This window comes from Kribbella sp. NPDC058693, from assembly GCF_042715335.1.
In the GTDB taxonomy this organism is placed as follows: domain Bacteria; phylum Actinomycetota; class Actinomycetes; order Propionibacteriales; family Kribbellaceae; genus Kribbella; species Kribbella jiaozuonensis.
The window spans coordinates 473,373-496,469 of record NZ_JBHXSQ010000004.1 but is presented as its reverse complement, the minus strand read 5'-3'; the positions used below and the strand labels follow the sequence as shown (position 1 = coordinate 496,469).

The 23,097-nt window shown below is 69.0% G+C and carries 19 protein-coding genes; 16 read left to right on the top strand and 3 right to left on the bottom strand.

Annotation, left to right across the window (positions count from 1 at the left end):
* Nucleotides 1-60 precede the first annotated feature (60 nt).
* The 8 genes from ACFWUU_RS28665 to ACFWUU_RS28630 are packed head-to-tail and all read left to right on the top strand — an operon-like array spanning nucleotide 61 to nucleotide 10,523.
* Nucleotides 61-849 (top strand): TIGR03084 family metal-binding protein, encoded by a 789-nt coding sequence (locus ACFWUU_RS28665; protein ID WP_380179840.1) that lies wholly within the window; start codon nucleotides 61-63, stop codon nucleotides 847-849.
* Complete coding sequence (locus ACFWUU_RS28660) at nucleotides 846-2,555, top strand: acyclic terpene utilization AtuA family protein (protein WP_380179838.1); 1,710 nt, start codon at nucleotides 846-848, stop codon at nucleotides 2,553-2,555. The genes ACFWUU_RS28665 and ACFWUU_RS28660 overlap by 4 nt, the downstream gene beginning before the upstream one ends.
* Nucleotides 2,552-3,664, top strand: a complete 1,113-nt coding sequence (locus ACFWUU_RS28655; RefSeq protein ID WP_380179836.1) for an acyl-CoA dehydrogenase family protein — start codon at nucleotides 2,552-2,554, stop codon at nucleotides 3,662-3,664. The genes ACFWUU_RS28660 and ACFWUU_RS28655 overlap by 4 nt, the downstream gene beginning before the upstream one ends.
* Nucleotides 3,661-5,214, top strand: a complete 1,554-nt coding sequence (locus ACFWUU_RS28650) for an acyl-CoA carboxylase subunit beta (RefSeq protein WP_380179834.1) — start codon at nucleotides 3,661-3,663, stop codon at nucleotides 5,212-5,214. Before ACFWUU_RS28655 ends, ACFWUU_RS28650 begins: the two co-directional genes overlap by 4 nt.
* Nucleotides 5,215-5,219: 5 nt before the next feature.
* Entirely contained in the window at nucleotides 5,220-7,196 is a 1,977-nt protein-coding gene (locus ACFWUU_RS28645) for a biotin carboxylase N-terminal domain-containing protein (protein WP_380179832.1), read from the top strand.
* Nucleotides 7,193-8,350 carry an acyl-CoA dehydrogenase family protein gene (locus ACFWUU_RS28640; protein WP_380179830.1) on the top strand — a complete coding sequence of 386 codons (1,158 nt, stop codon included), beginning with the start codon at nucleotides 7,193-7,195 and terminating at the stop codon, nucleotides 8,348-8,350. Before ACFWUU_RS28645 ends, ACFWUU_RS28640 begins: the two co-directional genes overlap by 4 nt.
* A gap of 12 nt (nucleotides 8,351-8,362) precedes the next feature.
* On the top strand, nucleotides 8,363-9,919 hold the full coding sequence (locus tag ACFWUU_RS28635; RefSeq protein ID WP_380179828.1) for an AMP-binding protein: 1,557 nt from the start codon (nucleotides 8,363-8,365) through the stop codon (nucleotides 9,917-9,919).
* Nucleotides 9,912-10,523, top strand: a complete 612-nt coding sequence (locus tag ACFWUU_RS28630; protein ID WP_380179826.1) for a TetR/AcrR family transcriptional regulator — start codon at nucleotides 9,912-9,914, stop codon at nucleotides 10,521-10,523. Before ACFWUU_RS28635 ends, ACFWUU_RS28630 begins: the two co-directional genes overlap by 8 nt.
* On the opposite strand, the gene ACFWUU_RS28625 is transcribed toward ACFWUU_RS28630, so the two are convergent.
* Nucleotides 10,496-11,230: an AraC family transcriptional regulator gene (locus ACFWUU_RS28625; protein ID WP_380179824.1), complete on the bottom strand. Its 735-nt coding sequence runs from the start codon at nucleotides 11,228-11,230 to the stop codon at nucleotides 10,496-10,498. The two genes, ACFWUU_RS28630 and ACFWUU_RS28625, sit on opposite strands and share 28 nt — an antisense overlap.
* Nucleotides 11,231-11,284: 54 nt before the next feature.
* Between ACFWUU_RS28625 and ACFWUU_RS28620 the strand changes: the two genes are divergently transcribed.
* Nucleotides 11,285-12,493, top strand: a complete 1,209-nt coding sequence (locus ACFWUU_RS28620; RefSeq protein WP_380179822.1) for an MFS transporter — start codon at nucleotides 11,285-11,287, stop codon at nucleotides 12,491-12,493.
* On the opposite strand, the gene ACFWUU_RS28615 is transcribed toward ACFWUU_RS28620, so the two are convergent.
* On the bottom strand, nucleotides 12,393-14,624 hold the full coding sequence (locus ACFWUU_RS28615; RefSeq protein WP_380181771.1) for an NACHT domain-containing protein: 2,232 nt from the start codon (nucleotides 14,622-14,624) through the stop codon (nucleotides 12,393-12,395). The genes ACFWUU_RS28620 and ACFWUU_RS28615 overlap by 101 nt on opposite strands.
* A gap of 118 nt (nucleotides 14,625-14,742) precedes the next feature.
* Between ACFWUU_RS28615 and ACFWUU_RS28610 the strand changes: the two genes are divergently transcribed.
* Genes ACFWUU_RS28610 through ACFWUU_RS28600 form a run of 3 tightly spaced genes read left to right on the top strand, consistent with a single transcriptional unit; the run spans nucleotide 14,743 to nucleotide 18,183 of the window.
* Complete coding sequence (locus tag ACFWUU_RS28610) at nucleotides 14,743-16,197, top strand: MDR family MFS transporter (RefSeq protein ID WP_380179820.1); 1,455 nt, start codon at nucleotides 14,743-14,745, stop codon at nucleotides 16,195-16,197.
* Nucleotides 16,198-16,249: 52 nt separating this feature from the next.
* Entirely contained in the window at nucleotides 16,250-16,747 is a 498-nt protein-coding gene (locus tag ACFWUU_RS28605) for a hypothetical protein (protein ID WP_380179818.1), read from the top strand.
* 17 nt (nucleotides 16,748-16,764) lie between these two features.
* On the top strand, nucleotides 16,765-18,183 hold the full coding sequence (locus tag ACFWUU_RS28600; RefSeq protein WP_380179816.1) for a GNAT family N-acetyltransferase: 1,419 nt from the start codon (nucleotides 16,765-16,767) through the stop codon (nucleotides 18,181-18,183).
* A gap of 504 nt (nucleotides 18,184-18,687) precedes the next feature.
* Here ACFWUU_RS28600 and ACFWUU_RS28595 read toward each other — a convergent pair.
* A complete protein-coding gene (locus ACFWUU_RS28595) occupies nucleotides 18,688-18,876 on the bottom strand; it encodes a hypothetical protein (protein WP_137255809.1) in 189 nt (62 codons plus the stop codon).
* 214 nt (nucleotides 18,877-19,090) lie between these two features.
* On the opposite strand from ACFWUU_RS28595, the gene ACFWUU_RS28590 reads away from it, so the two are divergent.
* The 4 genes from ACFWUU_RS28590 to ACFWUU_RS28575 all read left to right on the top strand — a co-directional run bounded on the left by ACFWUU_RS28590 (nucleotide 19,091) and on the right by ACFWUU_RS28575 (nucleotide 23,070).
* Nucleotides 19,091-20,386: an XRE family transcriptional regulator gene (locus tag ACFWUU_RS28590; protein WP_137255810.1), complete on the top strand. Its 1,296-nt coding sequence runs from the start codon at nucleotides 19,091-19,093 to the stop codon at nucleotides 20,384-20,386.
* 9 nt (nucleotides 20,387-20,395) lie between these two features.
* Nucleotides 20,396-20,932 carry a GNAT family N-acetyltransferase gene (locus ACFWUU_RS28585; protein WP_380179814.1) on the top strand — a complete coding sequence of 179 codons (537 nt, stop codon included), beginning with the start codon at nucleotides 20,396-20,398 and terminating at the stop codon, nucleotides 20,930-20,932.
* A 33-nt stretch (nucleotides 20,933-20,965) separates the two neighbouring features.
* Nucleotides 20,966-21,847: an oxygenase MpaB family protein gene (locus ACFWUU_RS28580; protein WP_380179812.1), complete on the top strand. Its 882-nt coding sequence runs from the start codon at nucleotides 20,966-20,968 to the stop codon at nucleotides 21,845-21,847.
* 74 nt (nucleotides 21,848-21,921) lie between these two features.
* Nucleotides 21,922-23,070, top strand: coding sequence for an ROK family protein (locus ACFWUU_RS28575; protein ID WP_380179811.1), 1,149 nt, complete (start codon nucleotides 21,922-21,924; stop codon nucleotides 23,068-23,070).
* Nucleotides 23,071-23,097: the final 27 nt, after the last annotated feature.

Genomic DNA, 23,097 nt, shown 5'->3' with positions numbered 1-23,097 from the left:
TGATTCTTTCTGGTGGGCGTGGGACGCTCGGCGCACGGTCTCCTGGTGAGGGAGTGCAGCGTGCAACTGGATGTCGTACTGGCTGATTTGTGGGCCGAGAGTGCGGAGCTGGATCGGTTGGTCGGTGGGCTGGCGGCGGACGAGTGGTCCACGCCGACGCCGGCCGAGGGGTGGACGGTCGCGCATCAGATCGCGCACCTCGCCTGGACCGACGAGGCCGCGCACCTGGCCGCGACCGATCCGGAGGGCTTCAAGGCCTCGTTGCGTACGGCGGCCGCCAGCCCCACGACGTACGTCGACGACGGCGCGGCCGAGACCGCGGCGCTGCCGCCGGAGCAGCTGCTGCCGTACTGGCGGGAGACTCGTGCGGACGTCGCCGAGGCACTGAAGAAGGTGCCTGCCGGGGAGAAGGTGCTCTGGTACGGACCGCCGATGAGCCCGACCTCGATGGCGACCGCGCGGCTGATGGAGACCTGGGCGCACGGGCAAGACGTGTTCGACGGACTCGGCGTACGGCGCCTGCCGAGCAACCGGCTGCGCCACGTCGCGCATCTCGCCGTGCGCACGCGGGACTTCGCGTACCTGCTCAACGACCGCACGCCGCCGAGCGAGCAGTTCCGCGTCGAGCTGACCGGGCCGGATGGCGATGCATGGTCGTGGGGACCCGAGGACGCCGAACAGCGGGTGAGTGCGCCGGCGCTGGACTTCTGCCTGCTGGCGACCCAGCGGCGGCATCGCGATGACCTCGCTGTGGAGGCCGAGGGGGCGCAGGCCGAGGAGTGGCTGGGGATCATCCAGGCGTTCGCCGGGTTGCCCGGGAAGGGCCGGCGGCCGGGGCAGTTCGCATGACCGAACCGATCCGCATCGGGAACGCGTCCGGGTTCTACGGAGACCGGTTCAGCGCCGTACACGAGATGCTGACCGGTGGGCCGTTGGACGTGCTGACCGGCGATTACCTGGCCGAGTTGACGATGCTCATCCTCGGCCGGGATCGGCTGAAGGATCCAGGTCTGGGGTATGCCCGGACGTTTCTCAAGCAGCTCGAGACAGGGCTGGGCGAGGCGCTGGATCGGGGCGTGAAGATCGTCAGCAATGCGGGTGGACTCAACCCGGCCGGGCTGGCGAAGGCGATCGCGGAGCTTGCGGACAAGCTGGGTTTGCAGCCGAAGATCGCGTACGTCGAGGGCGACGACCTTCTCCCCAGGGCCGAGGAGCTGGGGTTGGGGCAGCCCTTGACCGCCAATGCCTACCTGGGTGCTTGGGGGATCGCCGAGGCGTTGCAGGCTGGTGCGGACGTCGTGGTGACGGGGCGGGTCACCGATGCGTCGGTGATCGTCGGGCCGGCGGCGGCGCATCACGGCTGGAAGCGGACGCAGTACGACGAACTCGCCGGCGCGGTCGCCGCCGGGCACGTGATCGAGTGCGGCTGCCAGGCGACCGGTGGGAACTACGCGTTCTTCAGCGAGATCCGCGACTTCGGGCGGCCGGGGTTCCCGATCGCGGAGATTCACGCGGACGGCAGCAGCGTGATCACCAAGCACGACAACACCGGCGGCGCGGTCACGATCGACACGGTCAAGGCGCAGCTGCTGTACGAGATCACCGGCGCCCGGTACGCCGGTCCGGACGTCACGACCCGCCTCGACACGATCGAGCTCTCCGCCGACGGCCCCGACCGCATCAGGATCACCGGCGTCCAGGGCGAGGCACCGCCGCCGACGTACAAGGTCTCGCTGAACAGCGTCGGCGGGTTCCGCAACGAGGTCGACTTCGTGCTCACCGGGCTGCAGCTGGAGCAGAAGGCCGAGCTGGTCCAGCGACAGCTCGAGCAGGCGCTGCCGAAGCGGCCTACCGAGCTGAAATGGTCGCTGGCCTGGACCGAGAAGCCGAACGCCGAAACCGAGGAGGAGGCGAGCGTCTTCCTCCGGTGCGCGGTGAAGGACCCGGACCCGAAGGTCGTCGGCCGGGCGTTCAGCAGCGCAGCGGTCGAGCTGGCGCTGGCGAGCTACCCCGGCTTCCACGTCACCGCGCCGCCCGGCGACGGTTCGCCGTACGGCGTGTTCCAGGCCGGGTACGTCGACATCCACGAGGTGGAGCATGTAGTCGTACTCCCCGACGGCACCCGCACGGTGATCGAGCCGGCCGCCGAGACCGAACCGCTGGCTCCCGTCGACGACATCGAGGAGCCGATGCCGCTGCTCCAGCTGTCGAGCGGGCCGCCGCGGACACGAGAGGTCCCGCTCGGCCGCATCGCCGGCGCGCGTTCCGGCGACAAGGGCGGCGACGCGAACGTCGGCGTGTGGGTGCGCGACGAAAAGGCGTGGCGCTGGCTCGCTCACACGCTCACGGTCGAGCTCTTCAAGCAACTCTTGCCCGAGACGCAGCCGCTGACTGTGACTCGCTATCTTCTCCCCAACCTGTGGGCGGTGAACTTCGTCGTCGAGGGACTGCTGGGCGAGGGTGTTGCGGCGCAGGCCCGGTTCGACCCGCAGGCGAAGGCGGTCGGCGAGTGGTTGCGGTCCCGGTACGTCGACGTACCGGAGGTCTTGTTGTGAACGACTACCGGGACTCCGTACGGCGCTTCATGGGCACCGAGGTCCTGCCGCACCTCGACCAGTGGGAACGCGACGGCGAGCTGCCACGGGAGCTGCACAAGAAGGCCGGCGCAATCGGCCTGCTCGGCGTCGGCTTCCCGGAGTCGGTCGGTGGCGGCGGGGGTTCGTTGCTCGACGCAATCGATGTGGTCGAGGAGATGCATTACGCGGGTGGGTCCGGTGGGTTGGTCGCCTCGCTCCTCACCTGCGGCATCGCACTTCCGCACATCGTTGCTGCGGGCAATCAGGAGCAGATCGAGCGGTGGGTCCGACCAACGCTGGACGGTGAACTGATCGGCGCGCTGGCGATCACCGAGCCTGGCGGCGGATCGGATGTCGCGTCGATCCGGACGACGGCGCGGCGCGAGGGTGACGTGTTCGTGGTGAATGGCGCGAAGACGTTCATCACCTCGGGGTGTCGTGCGGATTTCGTGACGACCGCGGTGCGCACGGACGGTCCCGGTGCGCACGGGATCAGTCTGCTGGCGATAGATCTCGGGTTCGAGGTGTCGCGGAAGCTCGAGAAGATGGGCTGGCTCTGCTCCGACACTGCCGAGCTGTCCTTCACCGATGTGCGGGTTCCGGTGGAGAACCTGGTCGGGGCGCAGGGCTCGGGGTTCGTCCAGCTTGCGGTGAACTTCGTGGCTGAGCGGCTGACGCTGGCTGTGCAGGCGTACGCCGGTGCGCAGCGGGCGCTGGATCTGACCGTTGAGTGGTGTCGTCAGCGGGAGACGTTCGGGCGCCCGCTGATCTCGCGGCAGACCGTGCAGCACACGTTGACCGAGATGGCTCGGCGGATCTCGGTCGCGCGGGTTTATGTGCGCGAAGTGGCGCGGCGTGCGGATGCGGGTGAGGACGTCATCGCCGAGACCTGTTTCGCGAAGAACACCGCGGTCGAGGCCGGGCAGTGGGTCTGCGATCAGGCGCTGCAGTTGCACGGTGGTCTCGGCTACATGCGGGAGGCCGAGGTCGAACGCCAGTACCGCGACCAGAAGATCCTCGCCATCGGCGGCGGTACCACGGAGATCCTGACCGGCCTGGCATCGAAGAGACTGGGGTTCACCGCATGAGTAACCGCGAGGCGATGCTGGAGAAGCTCGTCGCCCTCGACGCCGAACACGCGAAGGCACTGGCCGGCGGCGGCGAGAAGTACGTCGACCGCCACCACAAGCGCGGCAAACTGCTCGCCCGGGAGCGGATCGAACTGCTGCTCGACCCCGACTCGTACTTCCTCGAGCTGTCCCCGCTGGCCGGCTGGGGTTCGGACTTCACTGTCGGCGCAAGCCTGGTGACCGGGATCGGCGTCGTCGAGGGTGTCGAGTGCCTGATCACCGCGAACGACCCGACCGTCAAGGGCGGCGCGAGCAACCCGTGGACGCTGAAGAAGGCCCTGCGGTCGGACGAGATCGCACGGGCGAACCGGCTGCCGGTGATCAGCCTGGTCGAGTCCGGTGGCGCGGACCTGCCGACACAGAAGGAGATCTTCATCCCGGGCGGCGCGATGTTCCGCAACCTGACCCGGCTGTCGGCCGAGGGGATCCCGACGATCGCGCTGGTGTTCGGCAACTCGACCGCGGGCGGCGCGTACATCCCCGGCATGAGCGACTACGTGGTGATGGTCGACGGCGGGGCGAAGGTGTTCCTGGCCGGGCCGCCGTTGGTGAAGATGGCGACCGGTGAGGACGCGGACGACGAGTCGCTCGGTGGCGCGTCGATGCACGCGCGGCAGTCCGGGCTCGCGGATTACTTCGCCGTCGACGAGCAGGACGCGATCCGGCTCGGGCGACAGATCGTGTCCCGGCTGAACTGGCGCAAGCAGGGGCCGGCGCCCGAGCCGTCGTACGACGAACCGCTGCTCGACTCCGATGACCTGCTGGACATCGTGCCGGGTGACCTGAAGATCCCGTTCGATCCGCGGGACGTGATTGCTCGCGTCGTGGACGGATCGGTGTTCGACGAGTTCAAGCCGCTGTACGGGTCGTCGTTGGCGACCGGGTGGGCGTCGGTGCACGGGTACCCGGTCGGCATCCTCGCGAATGCACGCGGCGTGCTGTTCAGCGAGGAGTCGCAGAAGGCGGCGCAGTTCATCCAGCTGGCGAACCGCGCGAACACGCCGCTGATCTTCCTGCACAACACCACCGGCTACATGGTCGGGCAGGAGTACGAGCAGGGCGGGATCATCAAGCACGGCGCCCAGATGATCAACGCGGTCTCGAACTCGAAGGTCCCGCACATCTCGATCCTGATGGGCGCGTCGTACGGCGCCGGGCACTACGGGATGTGCGGGCGGGCGTTCGATCCACGGTTCCTGTTCGCGTGGCCGTCGGCGAAGTCGGCCGTGATGGGGCCGCAGCAGCTGGCCGGCGTACTGTCGATCGTCGCGCGGGCCGCGGCGGAGGCGAAGGGGCAGCCGTACGACGAGAAGGCCGACGCGCAGATGCGGGCGTACGTCGAGGGGCAGATCGAGGCGGAATCGCTGCCGATGTTCCTGTCCGGCCGGTTGTACGACGACGGCGTGATCGATCCGCGCGATACCCGAACGGTGCTCGGCATCTGCCTGTCCGCCATCCACTCAGCCCCGGTCGAAGGCACGTCGTCCTTCGGCGTCTTCCGGATGTGAGGCGCATGTTCACAACTGTGTTGGTGGCGAACCGGGGCGAGATCGCGCGGCGGATCTTCCGTACGGCGCGCTCGTCCGGGCTGTCGACGGTCGCGGTGTACTCGACGGCTGATGCGCGGATGCCGTTCGTCGACGAGGCAGATGCGGCGGTCGAGCTGCCTGGGAACACGCCGGGTGAGACGTATCTGCGGGTCGAGCTGATTGTCGAGGCGGCGATGCGGGCGGGGGCGGACGCCGTACATCCGGGGTATGGGTTCTTGTCGGAGAACGCCGGGTTCGCGCGGGCGGTGATCGACGCGGGGCTGACGTGGATCGGGCCGCCGGTGGATGCGATCTCGTCGATGGGGTCGAAGATCGAGGCGAAGAAGCTGATGGCGGCGGCTGGGGTCCCGGTGCTGGCCGAGCTGACGCCGGCGGAGGTGTCGGCGGACGACCTGCCTGTGTTGGTGAAGGCGTCGGCCGGCGGTGGTGGGCGGGGGATGCGCGTGGTGTCGCGGCTCGAGGATCTGGCGGCGGAGATCGATGCGGCGTCGGCGGAGGCGTTGTCTGCCTTCGGGGATGGGACGGTGTTCTGCGAGCGGTACCTGGCTGCTGGTCATCATGTCGAGGTGCAGATCGTGGCGGACCAGCACGGGACGATCTGGGCGGTGGGCGAGCGGGAGTGCTCGATCCAGCGCCGGCACCAGAAGGTCGTCGAGGAGGCGCCTAGTCCGCTGGTCGAGCGGATCCCTTCGATGCGGTCCGAGCTGTACGAAGCCGCACGCAAAGCAGCCGCGGCGATCAACTACGTCGGCGCCGGGACGGTCGAGTTCCTCGCGGACGACGCCGGGCGCTTCTACTTCCTCGAGATGAACACCCGCCTCCAAGTCGAACACCCGGTCACCGAGGAGACCACCGGGCTGGATCTGGTCGAGCTGCAGTTCGCGGTCGCAGCCGGCGAGCAACTCCCGGCGGATCCACCGCGAACAGTCGGCCACGCAATCGAGGTCCGGCTGTACGCCGAGGACCCACTGAACGACTGGGCCCCGCAAACAGGAACGCTCCACCGCTTCGCGGTGGAGCAGCTGGAGCGGGTGGAGCGCGGGCGCCCAGGCGCAGCGGCCTTCGCGGCGGGGGTGCGGGGGGCGGCGCAGGCGCCGCGGGTGCGGGTGGATTCGGGGGTGGAGGACGGGTCTGAGGTCACGCCTTACTACGACGCGATGCTCGCCAAGGTGATCGCTTGCGGGGCTGACCGCGCCGCCGTTGCCAGGCAGCTTGCGGGTGCTCTGGAGCGGTCCAGGATTCACGGGCCTGGGACCAATCGAGATCTGCTGGTGTGGATTCTTCGGCATCCCGCGTTTCTGGCTGGTGATACCGACACCGGGTTCTTCGACGAGCACGGGGTCGGGGAGAAGCTGGATGATGGCGTGGTGCGGGTTTCGGCGCTCGCCGCCGCGTTGGGTGATGCGGCCGGGCGCGTGGGGCCGGTGCGGGTACCTAGTGGCTGGCGGAATCTGCGGTCGCAATCACAGCGGAAGAGTTTCCGCGTGGGTGACACCGTGCATGACGTCGAGTACCGGCTGACGCGCGACGGGTTGGTTGCTGAGGGCAACGTGCAGCTGGTGGAGAGCGGCCCGACGCGGGTGGTGTTGCGGGTTGACGGCGTACGGCGGGTGTTCGACGTGGCGTCGTACGAAGGGCTGATTTGTGTGGACTCGGCGCTGGGGAGTGTGAGTCTCACGCCGGTGGAGCGGTTCGCGGATCCGGCGCTGCAGGTGGCGGCGGGGTCGTTGGTGGCGCCAATGCCGGGGACGGTGATCCGCGTCGGCGTACAGATCGGCGACAAAGTTACCCAAGGGCAACCGCTGTTGTGGCTGGAAGCGATGAAGATGGAACACACGATCGCTGCTCCGGTCGACGGTGTGGTCGGTGAGCTCAAGGTGGAAGCGGGACAACAGGTCGAGGTCGGTGCCGTACTAGCGGTGGTTGGGGAGGAAGCATGAGCTTCGTCGAGTCCGAGGAACGCCGGGAGCTGCGGAAGGTCGTCAGCGACCTGGGCAGGAAGTACGGCTACGAGTGGTTCAACCGCCAGGCACGCTCCGGCGGGCACACGACCGAGCTGTGGCTGGAGGCCGGCAAGCTCGGGTACCTGGGCGTCAACCTTCCGGAGCAGTACGGCGGCGGAGGCGGCGGCATGGCCGACCTGTCGATCGTCGGCGAGGAGCTCGGCGCGGCCGGCTGCCCGCTACTGATGCTGGTCGTCTCGCCGTCGATCTGCGGCACGGTGATCTCCCGCTTCGGCACCGACGAGCAGAAGCAGACCTGGCTGCCCGGGCTGGCCGACGGTACGACGATCATGGCGTTCGCGATCACCGAGCCCGACGCCGGCTCGAACTCGCACCAGATCACCACGACCGCCCGCCGGACCGACGACGGCTGGTCGCTGACCGGGCGCAAGGTCTTCATCTCCGGCCTCGACGTGGCGAAGGCAGTCCTGGTGGTCGGCCGGACCGAGGATGCGAGGACGGGCAAGCTCAAGCCGGCGTTGTTCATCGTGCCGACCGATGCGCCGGGCGTCGAGTTCAAGCAGATCGAGATGGATCTGATCAGCCCGGACAAGCAGTACGCCTTGTTCCTGGACGACGTACAGCTCCCGCGTGAAGCGCTCGTCGGCTCCGAGGACGCGGCGCTGATGCAGCTGTTCGCGGGGCTCAACCCCGAGCGGATCATGGCGTCGGCGTTCGCGATCGGGATCGCGCGGCATGCGCTCGACAAGGCCACGGCGTACGTGAAGGAACGGCAGGTCTGGAAGACCCCGATCGGTGCTCATCAGGGTCTCGCGCATCCGCTCGCGCAGATCAAGATCGAGCTCGAACTGGCCCGCCTGATGATGCAGAAGGCCGCCGCGCTGTACGACGCGGGCGACGACATGGGTGCTGGTGAGGCCGCGAACATGGCGAAGTACGCCGCCGGCGAGGTCGCCGTACGGGCCACCGACCAGGCCGTCCAGTCGCTCGGCGGCAACGGCATGACGATGGAGTACGGCGTCGCGTCGCTCGTCTCGGCCGCCCGCGCGACCCGGATCGCGCCGGTCAGCCGGGAGATGATCCTGAATTTCGTAGCACAGCACAGCCTGGGACTGCCCAAGTCGTACTAAGGAGTGGGGCCAATGATCATCACCAGCGAGTTCCCGCCGGTCGAGGTGCTCGACGTACCGATCCACGACGCGGTCCTCGGCAGAGCCCAGGAGTTCGGCGATCGGCCCGCGATGGTCGACGGAGTCACCGGCCAAGAGATCAGCTACGCGCAGCTCGACCAGATGACGCGGCGGGTCGCGGCCGGCCTCGCCGAGCTCGGGATCCGGCACGGTGACGTGATCGCGCTCTACAGCCCGAACACGATCCTCTATCCGGTGGTGTTCTACGGCGCCACGCGCGCCGGCGCGACCGTGACCACGGTAAACGCGCTCTACACGGCGGACGAGCTGCACAAGCAGTTGGTCGACTCGAAGGCGAAGTTGCTGGTGACGATTTCGCTGTTCCTGCCGGTCGCGACCGCGGCGATCGAAGGGACGGACGTCGCGGAGATCTTCGTCTGCGACCAGGCCGAGGGGTACCGCTCGGTGCAGGAGCTGCTCGCGTCCACAGGCCCCGAGCCGGAGGTGACGATCGATCCCGCTGAGGACGTTGCGGTGCTGCCGTACTCGAGCGGCACGACCGGCGCGGCCAAGGGCGTGATGCTCACGCACCGCAACATCGGGACGAACATCTCCCAGGCCGAGGTGATGATCACGCTCGCCGAGGAGGAGCGGATCATCGCGATCCTGCCGTTCTTCCACATCTACGGGCTGTCCGTGTTGATGAACCTGCCGCTGCGGCTGGGCGCGACCGTCGTCGTGCTGCCGAAGTTCGACCTGCAGCAGTTCCTGACCACGTTGGACGAGCAGCGGATCACGCGGGCGTTCGTGGCGCCGCCGGTGGTGTTGGCGCTGGCCAAGCACCCGGCCGTTGACGGTGTGAATCTGTCGGCCTTGAAGCACGTGACGTCCGCGGCGGCGCCGTTGGACGGGGAGCTGGCCGAGGCGTGTGCGAAGCGGCTCGGGCTGCACGCCGTACTGCAGGCTTATGGAATGACGGAGTTGTCGCCGGGGACGCACGCCGTACCGCAGGACGACCCGGAGCCGCCGCCCGGTGCCGTCGGCAAGCTGTTCCCGTCGACCGAGATGCGGCTGGTCGGTGCCGATGGCAACGATGCGGACGAGGGCGAGATCTGGATCCGCGGACCGCAGGTGATGAAGGGGTACCTCGGGCGCCCGGCCGACACCGACGCGACGATCGACCGGGACGGGTGGCTGCACACCGGGGACATCGGGCGGGTCGACGCGCGTGGCTATCTGTACGTCGTGGATCGGGTGAAGGAACTGATCAAGTACCACGGGTACCAGGTGCCGCCGGCCGAGCTCGAGGCGGTGCTGCTGACCGACGACCGGATCGCGGATGCGGCGGTGATCGGGGTCAGTGCTGACGGCAACGAAGTACCGAAGGCATTCGTGGTGCCGATGCCCGGTGCCGAGCTGACCGAGGCGGACGTGATGGAGTACGTCGCCGCGCGGGTGGCGCCGTACAAGAAGATCCGGCAGGTGGAGTTCATCGAGGCGGTGCCGAAGGCGGCGTCGGGGAAGATCCTGCGGCGGGAACTGCGTGCTCGCGAGGCCGCGCGTGAGTGAGGTGCTCAAGGCACCGCAGCAGGACCGGTCGCGGGCAACCCGGCAGCGGTTGCTGGAGGCGGCGGTCGAGTCGCTGGCCGAGGTCGGGTACGCCGCGACGACGGTGAGCGTCGTGGCGACCCGGGCCGGGGTGTCGCGGGGGGCGGCGCAGCATCATTTTCCGACGCGGGCGGATCTGTTCGCGGCGGCTGTTGAGTACATGACCGAGGTGCGGCTGGCGGAGATCCGCGCGCAGGCGGCTGGGTTGCCGAGCGGGGCGGGGCGGACCGAGGCGATCGTCGGGATGCTGGCGGATGTGTACACCGGTCCGTTGTTCCGGGCTGCGCTGCATCTGTGGGTGGCGGCTTCGACCGAGGATGCGCTGCGGCGGCAGATCGTGCGGCTGGAGTCGCATGTGGGGCGGCAGGCGCATCGGGCGCTGCTGGAGGTCTTGGAGGTCAGCGAGCGGACGCCGGGGGTGCGGGAGACGGTGCAGGGGGTGCTGGACATGGCGCGTGGTCTGGGGCTGGCTGACTTGCTGACGGATGACAGTGCGCGGCGCCGCGGGATCGTGCGGCAGTGGAGCCGGATCCTGGATCAGGCTCTGCGCGAGCCGGGGGTGTGACCGAAGGCGCGCCGGAAGGTGTCGATAAACGCACTGGCCGATGCCCAGCCGGTCCGGTGCGCCACCCGCGTCACCGACTCCCCTTCAGCCAGCAACCTGAGCGCCTCATGCAACCGCAACTGAGTCCGCCATTGCGGAAAACTCATGCCGAGATCGGCCTTACACAACCTGCTCAACGTCCGCTCACTCGCACCCACCACACGACCCAACTCCGTCAACGTGCTGTTGTCGGCCGGGTTGTCCCGCAGCAGGTCACACACCGCCGCAAGCCGGGGGTCACGTGCAGTCGGCAAGTACGTAGGCCGCTGAGACGACCGCCGAAGCTGATCCAGCAACACTCCCCGCAACCGCTCCCGCTCCGCCGACCCCTCGTTCTCTTCGTAGGTGGTGTAGGCGAGGAGTAGTTCTCGGAGGAGGGGGGTGACGACGAGGGCTGACGGGACCTTCAGGCCGAGCGGGTTCTCCTGCAGGCCGACTGTGTGGAGGGTGGTTTCGCCGTAGGCGCGGTGTTGGTGGAGGGTTTGGGCGGGGATCCAGATGGCTCTGGTGGCGGGGGCTACCCAGCTGCCGGCGTCGGTGGTGACGGAGAGGACGCCGCGGCCGGCGTACACGATCTGGTGGCGGTCGTGCCAGTGCGCCTCGATCCCGCCGCCGGCCTCGATCGGGCGGTGGCCGGTGGTGGCGGGGCGTTGGCGGGTTTCCGACATAGATTGGCATTTTATCGGAAGCCGGACACCCCGCCCGGCGACAACGATCGAGTGGTGAGAAGACTTCGACCGATCGGACTGATGGCAACCGGCCACGCCTGCGTGGACGTCTACCAGGGCAGCGTGCCCGCACTCGTCCCTTTCCTCGTCGCCGAACGCGGCCTCGGGTACGTCGCGGTGTCCGGCATCACCTTGGCCGCGACCCTGCTCTCGTCCGTCGTCCAGCCGGTGTTCGGCATACTCACCGACCGCCGCCCGCTCACCTGGCTGATCCCGGTAGCGATGACCACCGCCGGACTCGGCATCGCCCTCATCGGCGTCGGTCACACCTACCTGCTGAGCTGGCTCGCGGCCGCGCTGTCCGGCCTCGGCGTCGCGGCGTACCACCCGGAGGCCGCGCGGATGGCCCGGGTCGTGAGCGGCGGCAGTCACGTCGGCATGAGCTGGTTCTCCGTCGGCGGGAACGTCGGCTTCGCCCTCGCACCGCTCCTCGTCACCCCGATCATCGCCGCCGGTGGCCTCTCGCTGACCCCGGTCCTCGTCGTACCCGCGCTCGTCGGCGCCGCGATCACCTCCTGGGCGATCCGCTCGCGCGCCACGGCCGCGGTCACCCGCCGCCAGGCGGCAGGCACCGACGACTGGCCGTCGTTCCTGCGTTTGTCGGCGATCCTGATCTGCCGCTCGATCGTGTTCGTCGGCCTCGGTACCTTCATCGCGCTGTACGCCGGCGAGCGCGTCGGCGAGGGTACGACGACCGGCGGCATCGCCCTCTTCATCCTCTTCGCCGCCGGCGCGCTCGGCACCCTGATCGGCGGCCGGCTCGCCACTCGCTACGGCAGGATCCCCACACTCCGTACGTCGTACGCCGTCGCAGTACCCGCGATCGCCTGCCTGGTGTTCATCCCCGGCCCGCCGTTCTTCGCTTTCCTGGCTCTGACCGCGATCGCGATGTCGATCCCGTTCTCGCTGCATGTGACGCTCGGGCAGGACTTCCTCCCGGGACGCGTCGGTACGGCGGGCGGGATGACACTCGGCCTCGCCGTCAGCATCGGCGGCGTCGCCACCCCGGTCCTCGGCACGATCGCCGAGCACACCTCATTGCGACTCGCCCTGAGCACCCTGATCGCGTTGGTCGTCTGCTGCAGCCTGATCGGCTACGCGATCAACGAGCCGCGGCCCGCTCCGCGATCCGCCGATCGACCTTCGCCGCAAGCTCATCCGGAGCGCATTCGGCCAGGTGATCGCGAACGAGCAGGTGGATGAACGCGTACTCGCCACGCCCGGTGTGCGCGAGCACGTAGCGATCGGCGGCGTACCGCAGGAAAGCGCGGCGATGCCACGGCAGGTACCCGGTCCAGCGGAGCAGCGAGTCGTGGAGCAGCCGGGACAGCGGTCCAGCGAGGACAGGCGGTCGCCGCCGCCAGGGCTTCGCCGCGACGGTACCGACCAGCACGCCGACCACCGCCTCCAGTTGCGGTGACGCCAGCTCCGCACCCAGAGCTACGGCGACGATGAAGGCGAGAACGGCCCCACCGCCGACCCACGGGTCCATCCGCCAGCCCTTGTCCGGTGTGGCGGGTAGATGGTCGGTCGGCAGCGACTTCACCATTCGGATGCCCTGGGCAACGAGTAGCCCGATCGCCACACCGGACGCGAAAGACGTCGCGTCACCGAGGCTCAACGCGATCCAGCTAGCAGCCACAACCGCAGCCAGCCGCAGACCGAGCAGCAACCGGCGCGAGTTGTCGTGGAAGATGACGAACTCGACGGCGTACGACCCAGCGATCACCACCGCCTCGACAGCGAGCGCAACCTTCGCGGTCAGCAGCTCGACCAGCCCCAACGCAGCCACAGTCACCAAGACGGTCGCCGCCATCCCCGTGAGCAACACGAGGGCAAACAACAGTCCGCGGTCCGGTGCGCGCCCGGTCAGCCGCTGCCACGAGTGCGGCCTGAGGTGCACAAGCAGGAGCGCTGCACCAGCAACAGCCAGGCCGGCAAGCGCGCCGTACTGCGCGATCATCACCAGCGTCGCGCCCGCACTCACTGCAGCGAACAGCGCCGGCAGACAGACCGCATGCGTCAGGTAGTCCACGTCCGGCAACGACAGTCCGAACCACCCGTTCGGCGTCATCCACCGCGGTACGGCGGTGCGGTCGCCGGCCCGGCTGCGGGTCCACCACGCCAGACACCACAGCCGTCGTACTGCGGTCTTCGCGTCGTACTGCCTTGCTGTCTTGCGATTCCGGGCGAGCACCTCGCAGATGTAGGTGTCGAAGAGCTCACGCCGCAGGTCGGCGACCCCACCTGCAAGCACGTCCTCTGGCGCTCGGCCCTGGTACGCCAGGATCATCACGTTGAGCATCAGCGGCGAGTTGACCAGGTCCCAGAGCTCGTCGTCCTGCTCGATCGCTGTCCGAGCACCGTCAAGTGCTGAGCCGACAGCGGCGAAGTAGTCGAGGACCTGTTGTCGCGTGAGCGGTCTGATGTGTACTGCGCCGTACAGCCTGAGCTGGTTGGGCAAACGCTCGTAGTCGGCCGTGCGGCAGGTGACCGCGATCGGACCGATCAGGTAGTTGTGGCGGAGCTCCTCCAGGACCGGTGCGAGCTTGGCGCGATCCGGTTCGTTGATCTCGTCGAGTCCGTCGAGCAGCAGGGCCAGCCGGCCGTCACGCAACCAGGTACGTCCAACCGGTGCCGGGATCCCGTAGCGGTCGCTCAGCTCGTACAGCAGCCAGCGGACGAAGCTGGCGAGCAGTGCGCTGTCGTTGGGGTCGTCGTCGCTCTGGCGGCCGGACTGGGTGGTCCAGCCGGCCAGGTCGAGCAGGACCGGGATCGGCAGGCTGTCGTCGGCCTGTGCCTGCTCGGCGAGGTTTCTGGCAAGCTCCAGAAGCAGTGTGGTCTTGCCGGCGCCAGGAGCGCCCAGGATGAGCATCGAGTCCTGGAGCTCGTCGAAGACGTTCGCGATGTCCGCCTCGTTCGGGACCCGCCTGGGCTCGCGGTCGAGCGGCTGGACGAGCAGGTCGTACGGACGGACCACTGCGTCCGGGTGCTCCTCCAGGGCCAGCGCGATGCGCGTCCGCGAGGCGAGCGAGCCGGCCCGGCGTTCGGACAGGTAGCGGTCGATGCGGGCGAGCGCGTTCGTCCGGTTGCGCGGCTGGTCGGCGCTGCGGCTGGAGACGACGGGCAGGCGGCGGTTGCGTACTTCGAGGAACGCAGTGACGATCGTCGCCGCCCAGAGGACTCCGATTAGCGGCCACGCCAGACCGACGTACGGCTCGAGGAAGGCCGGGGCGGTCCCGCCGGTGCCTACGTTGATCGCGATCGGCAGCAGCACCAGCGTGAGCGAGACGGTCACCACGAGCACGACAGCACGCACCAGACCGTCCCGCATCCTCACCCACCGGAGCGTAACGGTCCGTGAGCCCACCGTCCTGGCCGCGCGCGCCGCCGTCCAGTGGGCGATCAGCGCGTGGGGAATTGTTGCCGATTCACATACATTATTCAGTAATATGACTACTGAGCGGATCGACCGGACGAGTGTGGGGCTTCGGTCGGAGCGGGGTCCGATTCTGCTCGCGGTGATGCTGAGCGTCGGGCTGGTCGCGATCGACGCGACGATCCTCGCCACCGCCGTACCGTCGGTGGTCGACGACCTCGGCGGGTTGACGCAGTTCCCCTGGCTGTTCTCGATCTACCTGCTCGCGCAGGCCGTGTCGGTGCCGATCTACGGCAAGCTCGCCGACCAGCGCGGGCGGAAGCCGATGATGCTGCTCGGCGTCGGGCTGTTCATCCTCGGGTCGGTGCTGTGCGGGTTCGCCTGGAGCATGCCGGCGCTGATCGCGTTCCGGCTGGTCCAGGGCCTCGGCGCGGGGGCGATCCAGCCGATCGGGATGACGATCGTCGGCGACATCTACACGGTCGCCGAGCGGGCCAAGGTGCAGGGTTACATCGCCAGCGTGTGGGGCATCTCGTCGTTCGTCGGGCCGACGCTAGGCGGCGTGTTCTCGGACTACATCTCCTGGCGGTGGATCTTCTTCGTGAACATCCCGCTCGGGGCGGCGGCCGCCTGGGTGCTGGTCCGCCGGTTCGAGGAGAAGGTCGCGACCAAGACCAGCCACCAGATCGACTACGCCGGCGGGATCCTGCTCGCGGTCGGCGGCTCGCTGCTGCTGCTCGGGCTGCTCGAGGGCGGCGTGATGTGGGACTGGGACTCGACCGCGAGCATCGTGATCCTGGCCGCGGCGATCGTGCTGCTGACCACGTTCGTACTGGTCGAGCGCCGCGCCGCCGAGCCGATCCTGCCGCTCTGGGTGCTGGGGCAACGAGTTCTGAACTCGGCGAACTCGGCCGCGCTGCTGATCGGTCTGCTGATGATCGGGCTGTCGACGTACGTCCCGCTGTACGCGCAGAGTGTGCTCGGTACGTCGGCTCTCGTCGCCGGATTCGCCTTGGCGGCAATGACTCTGGGCTGGCCGATCGCCGCATCGTTTGCCGGACGCATCTATCTGCGGGTCGGCTTCCGGACCACGATGCTGATGGGCGCGATCATCGTCGTACTCGGCTCTGGCCTGCTGCTGACGGTCGGGGCTCACAGCTCCGTGCTGCACCTGGCCGCGGCGTGCTTCGTGATCGGTATCGGCCTCGGCTTCTCCGCCTCGCCGTCGGTCGTCGCCGCACAGTCGTCGGTGGACTGGCAGACGCGCGGCGTGGTGACCGGCGCCAACATGTTCTCCCGCTCGGTCGGCAGTGCGGTCGGTGTGGCCGTGTTCGGTGCCGTGGCCAACGGTGTGGTCGCTGCACGTCTCGGCGGTGACCACGAGGACCTCGAGAAGCTGCCGAGCGACGTACTCGCCCCTGCCATCCACGACGTGTATTACGGCGCTGCGATCGCAGCCGTACTCCTCGTGATCGCCGTCGTCTTCATGCCGAACCGCGTCGTCGAACGGCCGCTTCAGAACGCCTGATCCCCCTTGTGCGGCTGCGATGCGCAGCACATACTCCGAACTGGGGGCGGGGATGAAAACACTCAATTTGATCGCTTTGGCGAGCCTGTTCACGTCATTGGTGATGTTCGTCAGCGTGCTGCGACTGCACGGTCACGCCTGGAAGCAGGCCGGCAAACGGAAGTGGCTGTGGGCTTTGTTGCCCGTGGTCGCCTATCTGGTGCTGCTGAGCATTCCGTTGGCGTTGTGGTACTACATCCGGATCCGGCCGCCGGTCGCCAGGGCTGATGCCGACTGCATCGCGGCACGTATGGCGAACCGTCGGACACGTGCGGCGAACCGTCCGCAGGTAGGCGGTCTGCAGGCGCAGCAGTCGACCTCGGCGTCCAACTGGATGACGGCCGGGCCGACGAAGCAGCCGTGCTCCGCGTGCTCGAACGGCAAACAGATGTGCTGGTCGTGCAACGGCCGTGGTTCGTACCAGGACTACGACGGGTCCTACAAGAACTGCGGGCAGTGCAGCGGCGGTTACACGCCCTGTTCATCGTGCGGCGGTAGCGGCTATCGGTGACCAACTAGGTTGGTCGCATGCGTGCGGTCGACTGTGTTGGTGCACTGATCCGGGACGAGCAGCATCGTGTCTACCTCCAGCGGCGTACGGCGGAGCGCCGGTTGCTGCCCGGGATCTGGGACATCGTCGGCGGGCATCTCGAACCGGGCGAGACGCCGGAGCAGGCGTTGGCGCGTGAGGTCGAGGAGGAGACGGGCTGGAAGGTCCGCGACATCGTCTGGACCGTCGCGGACTGGGAGTGGGAATGGGAGGGCCGGGTACGGCGGGAGGTCGACTACCTCATCACCGTCGACGGCGACCTGACCCAGCCGCGTCTCGAAGCCGGCAAGCACGACGCGTCCGCCTGGGCCGGACCGGACGACCTTGACCTGCTGATGGTGAACCGAACCGATGGCGACCGTCGACTGCGGGACCTGGTGGCGCACGCGGTCCGGACCAGGTTCACCGACCGCCTCCGGCTGGAGCCGGTCACCGGACCAAATGGGGTCCTGCCCGGACATGCAGCGGACCTGGCGGAGGTATTCGCCGATCCATGGGTGGCCCGCTGGTACGACGCGCACTGGTCGCCAGAGGAGGTCGCCGCGCAGGTCGCGAACCTCCAGGCGGGCTGGGAGCGTGATTCTGTCGGCAAGTGGATCGCGTACGAGCGGACCGGCGCGGTGGCGGGTCGGGGCGGCCTCTCGCGGATCCCGGCCGACTCACCGACCGCTGCGGCCATCGCTGAGCTGGTCGGACCGGAGTGGAGTGCTGACCGGCTTGAGCTCGGCTGGGCCCTGAAGGAGTCGGCACGCGGACGTGGGCTCGCCGGCGAGATCGGCCGCGCCGGACTCGACTTCGCGTTCAGCACCCTCGGCGCTCAGGCCGTGATCGCCTTGACCGAGCGGGTCAACACCGCGTCCCAGGCGGTCATGCAGCGGCTCGGGATGCGGTACGCCGGTGAGATCCGCGCGGAAGGCTGGGCCGAGGGCTCGCCCGACGTACAGCCTGATGCGCCGTTCGCGGTCTACGTCGCCGACCCGTCGGTCCGCCGGCAAGAGGTGGACGACGTACTGACCGCCGCGGTCCGGTGGGCAGAGAGTCAGCCGGAGATCCGCGGCATGGCGATGGTCGGTTCCTGGGCGCGCGACGCGGCCCGGATGACGTCGGACGTGGACCTCGTCCTACTGACCGACGTACCGGACAAGTACCTCGCCGACGACGCCTGGCTGGAGGCCTTCGGTGCGGTGGCCGTAGTACGCCGCCAGCCGTGGGGCCCGTACTTGACCGAGATCCGGATCGCCCGCGCCTCCGGCCTCGAGCTCGAACTCGGCGTCACCGCAACCACGTGGGCAAACCTAAACCCGGTCGACCCGGGCACCCGGCAAGTAGTCGGCGACGGGATGCGAATCCTCTACGACCCGGAAGGCATCCTCGCCGACCTACAGGCGGACCGCTGAGCGGGGGACCCGGTCGAGCTCGCTACGGTGACGAATCCGTTGGTCGAGCGCGAGTGGCCGACCGGTGACGAGCTGACGGCGACCGGGTCGCACGCCCTGGCGGATCTCTAAGGGGCTCCGAGTGTGACCGCCCAGGCGCGGCGGTCACACTCGGAGCCGGCCACCTCAGGGGGAGGCTCCCGGTGAGGTGACGGGGGCCTCCGGTGTCCTACCGCCCAGGACACTCGTCCCTGCCTGGCCCGAGGTGTCGGCCAGGAGGTGGTTGGAACGGCTGGGCGGCGGCGATACAGGGAACTCAACCGCCAGGCCCAGCCGGGTTCGGGAGGGCGGTGCGGTCCGGAGCTGAGGAGTGCTCCGGACCGCACCTCGGGTTTCGTCCGGGAGCTGAGGAATGCCCCGGACCTTCCAAGAGCTGCCCCTGAGCGTGAGGAGACCTCAGGGCGCAGCGGACCGGGTCTGAGGAGGACCCGGACGCCTCAAGGTGGTGCGGCTACAACAGGTGTTTCAGTCGGTGGAGTCGAGTGGCCCGAGCAGGTCGTTGGTGACCTTCAGGCCGGCAAAACGGCGCCGCATTGCCTGTTCGTAGCGGGCCGCCAAGGGCGCCTCCGCGACGTACTGCGCGATCACGTGCTCGCCGAACCAGACCCGAACTCTGCGCCGGTGCTGTCTCGCCGTCACTTCCGCGATGCTCACTACTTCTCACCCCGTAACTCTCAGGCCTTGCAACCAGTTGGACTTACTGGTTGTCATGGCAGTAATGGTGCACGAGCCCACCGTGACCGCTCTAGGACCTGGACCGGACCTTTGCCGGACCTCTTCCGGTCCTCTGACGGACATCTGGGGGACAGCACCTTGTCGTGGGGCATGAGTCGAGACAACGTCTGTACTGACGTGAACGGGAGGAACGATGGCGGGTAGGTACGCGCCAAAGACGGTCCTGGCGCACCTGATCCAGCGCCGGAACCAGACCTACTCCGAGATCGTCGCCGAGTTCGTCGAGCTGGGTGGAACCATCACCGAGCGGCACCTGCGTCGGCTCGCATCGGGCGAGCGCGCAGGGACCACTCCTCAGACCCGGCGCACCCTGCAACGCATGTTCGGCAAGCCGGTCGAGGAGCTCCTCGCGCCGTACGTCGCCGAACAGGCCGCCCAGGTGGTGCCGGCACCTGCCGCGAGTGGACGGATCACGACAGGTAACGAGATGGAGGTTCTCGACATGGCTGCCAGCCGCGCGAGGGCATTTGCCCTCGCGGCCCAGTCCGGCCTCGGAAGCGAGGCCATGGAACAGGTGTACGACGACGTGCGCCATGCCGCCCAGGCGTACCCACAGCGCCCGCTGCCGGAGATCCTCGGCCAGCTGGTCGAGACCCAGGACCTGGTCTTCGGCCTGCTGGAGAGCCGCCAGCGCCCGGAGAACCACCGCCAGCTGTACTTCCTGGCCGGCGTCACCGGCGGCCTGCTCGCCAAGGCGTCCCACGACCTCGGCAACCCCCACGCCGCCCTCACCCAGGCGCGGACCGCGTTCATGTGCGCGGACAACGCCGACCACCACGGCCTGCGCGCCTGGGTGCGCGGCCTGCAGTCCCTGGTCTCCTACTGGGCCGGCAACCCGCACGACTCGGTGCGGTACGCGCAGCTCGGCGCCGGGTACGCCGAGCAGGCCAACAGCACCACCAGCGTCTGGCTGCCGGTCAGCGAGGCCCGCGCCTGGGCCGCGCTCGGCAACCCGGAGGCCACCCGGGCCGCGCTCGAGCGGGCCGAAGAGGCCTGGAACTCGGTCCACAACGACGACCTCGACGAGATGGGCGGCCTGTGCACGTTCGGCCGCAACCGCCAGCTGTACTACGCCGCGGACGCCCTCGCCCAGCTGCCTGGTGAGGTCGAGCAGGCGCAGCGGTACTCCACCCAGGCAGTCGACGCGTACACCGACCAGAACCACCCGGAGTGGGCCTTCGGCGACGCCGCCGGCAGCCACGCCGCGATGGCGATCACCCGGATCTCGAGCGGCGAACTGGACGGCGCGGCCGACGCGCTCGCCCCGGTGCTGACGCTGCCGACCGAGCGCCGGATCAACGGCGTGGTGCACTCGGCCCGCCGGGTCCACCAGGCGCTGCGGCAGTCCGGCCGCGCCGACGACGCCAGGGAGCTGCAGGAGGAGATCGAGACCTTTACCCGGACTCCGATGCAGTCGTATCCCCGGTAATCTGCGCGAATGGACCCGCTTAGCGGCGAGCTGACTACACTGCGTGAATTCCGGACCACTGACCTCGACGATTACCTGGCCATCGCGGGTGACGACCGTGTCACCACGTGGATGGCGTTCGACAGCTACGACCGGGCCAAGGCCGAGCAGAATCTGGCCGGCATCGTCCAGCGGTCCGGCCAGGAGGACCGCCCCGACTACATGCTGGCCGTCACCCGGCCGGACGACGACCACGTGATCGGGTTCGCGCGGATCGCACCGAGCGGCGCCTGGGGCGCCAAGCTCGGGTACGCGATCGGCGCGGACCACTGGGGTCACGGCTACGCGACGGACGCCTCCCGGGTGCTGCTGCGGTTCGCCTTCGGCGAGCTCGGGCGGCACCGGGTCACCGCCGCGATCGGCCCCGAGAACGAGGCGTCGATCGCGGTCGTCAAACGCCTCGGCTTCACCTACGAGGGCCACCTCCGCGACCACGTCTTCACCAACGGCGACTGGCGCGACTCCCTGCTCTACTCACTCCTCGAAGACGAGTACTCCGCCGAGTAGGCGGGAGCTTGGAGCGGCGGGGAGACTGGTCGTATGACCGGCACACCTCTGGACCCGCTGCGGGACGGTCTGGCACGGATGATCCTGACGAAGGTCGCCGGTCCGGATCCGCATGCTGAGCGCGACCGGGTGCACAACACCCCCGGACCACGCTGGTTCGCGCCGGACCGGCCGATCCGGCGGGTGCACGGCGACGCGTCGATGTTCGCCGGGGGACTGCGAGCGCTCCTGCTGCAGTCCCTCCATCCGCTCGCCATGGCTGCCGTGGCGGCGCACTCCGGGTACCGCGGTGACCCGTGGGGCCGGCTGCGTCGTACGAGCTACTTCCTCGCGATCACGACGTACGGCGCGATCCCGGACGCCGAGGAGGCGATCGAGCATGTCCGGTCGGTGCACGAGCGGGTCCGCGGGACCAGCCCGGACGGGGTGAAGTACCGGGCGTCCGACCCGCACCTGCTCAAATGGGTGCACGTGGCGGAGGTGGACAGCTTCCTAGCCGCCCACCAGCGGTACGGCGCTCACCCGCTCGATGCCGAGGAGCAGGACCTGTACGTCGAGGACGCCGCGCTCGTGGCCCGCAAGCTGGGGGTGATCGACCCGCCCACGACGGTGGCCGAGCTGCGGGAGCTGTTGAAGGAGTACCAGCCCGAGCTACGCGGTACGACGGAGGCGCGGCAGGCAGCCCGGTTCATGCTGGTGCACCCGCCGGTCCCGTGGGCGGTCCGGCCGGCGTACGGCGTACTCACGGCCGCTGCGGTCGGACTGCTCCCGTGGTGGACCAGGCTGCCGCTGCGGCTCCCGTACGTCCCGCTGACCGAGCGGACCGTCGTACGAGCGGCCGGCGACGGCCTCACCCGAACCATCCGCTGGGCTCTCGCATCACCAACACTGGCAGAAAGCGGCGCGGAGGTGTGACGCGCCGGTAAGTTGTTCTCGTGCCGCTGCGTGCTCATCGTCCTCTCCCGCTGGCTACGCCGGCGGGAGTCGAGGTGCTGACCAAGATTCTGACCCAGGGTCCGATCCCGCGGGTGGAGATCGCGCGCCGGACCGGGCTGTCGCAGGCGGCCGTGACGAAGGCGGTGGCGCCGCTGATCGACGCCGGGTTCGTCACCGACCAGGCGGCCGCTCCGGTCGAGGCGGACAGCCAGCTCGGCATCGGGCGGCCCGTCAGCCCGCTGACCGTCGTACCGAGCAGCGTCTCGGTGATCGGGGTCAAGGTGACACCGACGAGCCTGATCGGGGTCACCACCGACTTCACCGCGGGCATCCTGAACATCCGGCACGAAGAGCTCGACGACACCGACCCGGACGTGGTGATCGACCGCCTCGCCGCGCACGTGAAGGCGCTGATCGGCTCGCTCAAGTCCGGTACGGCGGTGGCCGGCCCGCTGGCCGGGATCGGGATCGCAGTATCGGGTGACGTCGACGCGGCGCACGGCGTGGTGCGGGACTCGCCGCTGATGGGCTGGCGCGGCGTACCGGTCGCGGAGCTGCTCGGCGAGCGGGTGCGCGTACCGATCGTCGTGTCGAACGACGTCCGTGCGCTGACCGTCGCCGAGCACTGGTTCGGCGTCGGGGTGAACGCGGACTCGTTCGCGGTGGTGACGATCGGCTCCGGCATCGGCTGTGGGCTCTACATCAACGGCGAGGTGGTGTCCGGCGCGTACGGCGTCTCCGGCGAGCTCGGCCATCTACCGCTGGCGCCGGGCGACCTGGTCTGCACCTGCGGCCGCCGGGGTTGCGTGGAGACGGTCGCGTCGTCGGACGCGATCCTGTCCCGGACCCGCGAGACGACCGGCCGGGCGGACCTCGATCTGGCGGGTGCGATCAAGCTCGCGCACGAGGGCAACGAGCAGGCCCGGGAGGCGTTCGACCGGGCCGGTGAGGTGATCGGCTCCGCGCTGGCCGCGATGGTGAACCTGGTCGGCCCGGAGTTGGTCGTGATCGCCGGCGAGGGCGTCGCGGAGTACGACCTGTACGAGGACCGGATGCGGCGCGCGTTCGCCGAGCACGCGTTCGGCGCCGCGGGCGACTGCCGGCTGATGCTGCGCTCGCACACCTTCGACGACTGGGCGCGGGGCGCCGCGGCCACCGCGATCCGCTCGTACGTCCGCGGCGAACCACCCCTGCACCGCTGACTGAGTGGGGGCACGCTGTTGAAGCGT

Bases quoted from the DNA above. Each gene is read 5' to 3' on its own strand.
- ACFWUU_RS28610 (WP_380179820.1), top strand. From the start codon at position 14,743: ATGACTACTGAGCGGATCGACCGGACGAGTGTGGGGCTTCGGTCGGAG.
- ACFWUU_RS28590 (WP_137255810.1), top strand. From the start codon at position 19,091: ATGGCGGGTAGGTACGCGCCAAAGACGGTCCTGGCGCACCTGATCCAG.
- ACFWUU_RS28625 (WP_380179824.1), bottom strand. From the start codon at position 11,230: ATGTCGGAAACCCGCCAACGCCCCGCCACCACCGGCCACCGCCCGATC.
- ACFWUU_RS28660 (WP_380179838.1), top strand. From the start codon at position 846: ATGACCGAACCGATCCGCATCGGGAACGCGTCCGGGTTCTACGGAGAC.
- ACFWUU_RS28600 (WP_380179816.1), top strand. From the start codon at position 16,765: ATGCGTGCGGTCGACTGTGTTGGTGCACTGATCCGGGACGAGCAGCAT.
- ACFWUU_RS28585 (WP_380179814.1), top strand. From the start codon at position 20,396: ATGGACCCGCTTAGCGGCGAGCTGACTACACTGCGTGAATTCCGGACC.
- ACFWUU_RS28635 (WP_380179828.1), top strand. From the start codon at position 8,363: ATGATCATCACCAGCGAGTTCCCGCCGGTCGAGGTGCTCGACGTACCG.
- ACFWUU_RS28645 (WP_380179832.1), top strand. From the start codon at position 5,220: ATGTTCACAACTGTGTTGGTGGCGAACCGGGGCGAGATCGCGCGGCGG.
- ACFWUU_RS28640 (WP_380179830.1), top strand. From the start codon at position 7,193: ATGAGCTTCGTCGAGTCCGAGGAACGCCGGGAGCTGCGGAAGGTCGTC.
- ACFWUU_RS28605 (WP_380179818.1), top strand. From the start codon at position 16,250: ATGAAAACACTCAATTTGATCGCTTTGGCGAGCCTGTTCACGTCATTG.
- ACFWUU_RS28615 (WP_380181771.1), bottom strand. From the start codon at position 14,624: ATGCGGGACGGTCTGGTGCGTGCTGTCGTGCTCGTGGTGACCGTCTCG.
- ACFWUU_RS28650 (WP_380179834.1), top strand. From the start codon at position 3,661: ATGAGTAACCGCGAGGCGATGCTGGAGAAGCTCGTCGCCCTCGACGCC.
- ACFWUU_RS28580 (WP_380179812.1), top strand. From the start codon at position 20,966: ATGACCGGCACACCTCTGGACCCGCTGCGGGACGGTCTGGCACGGATG.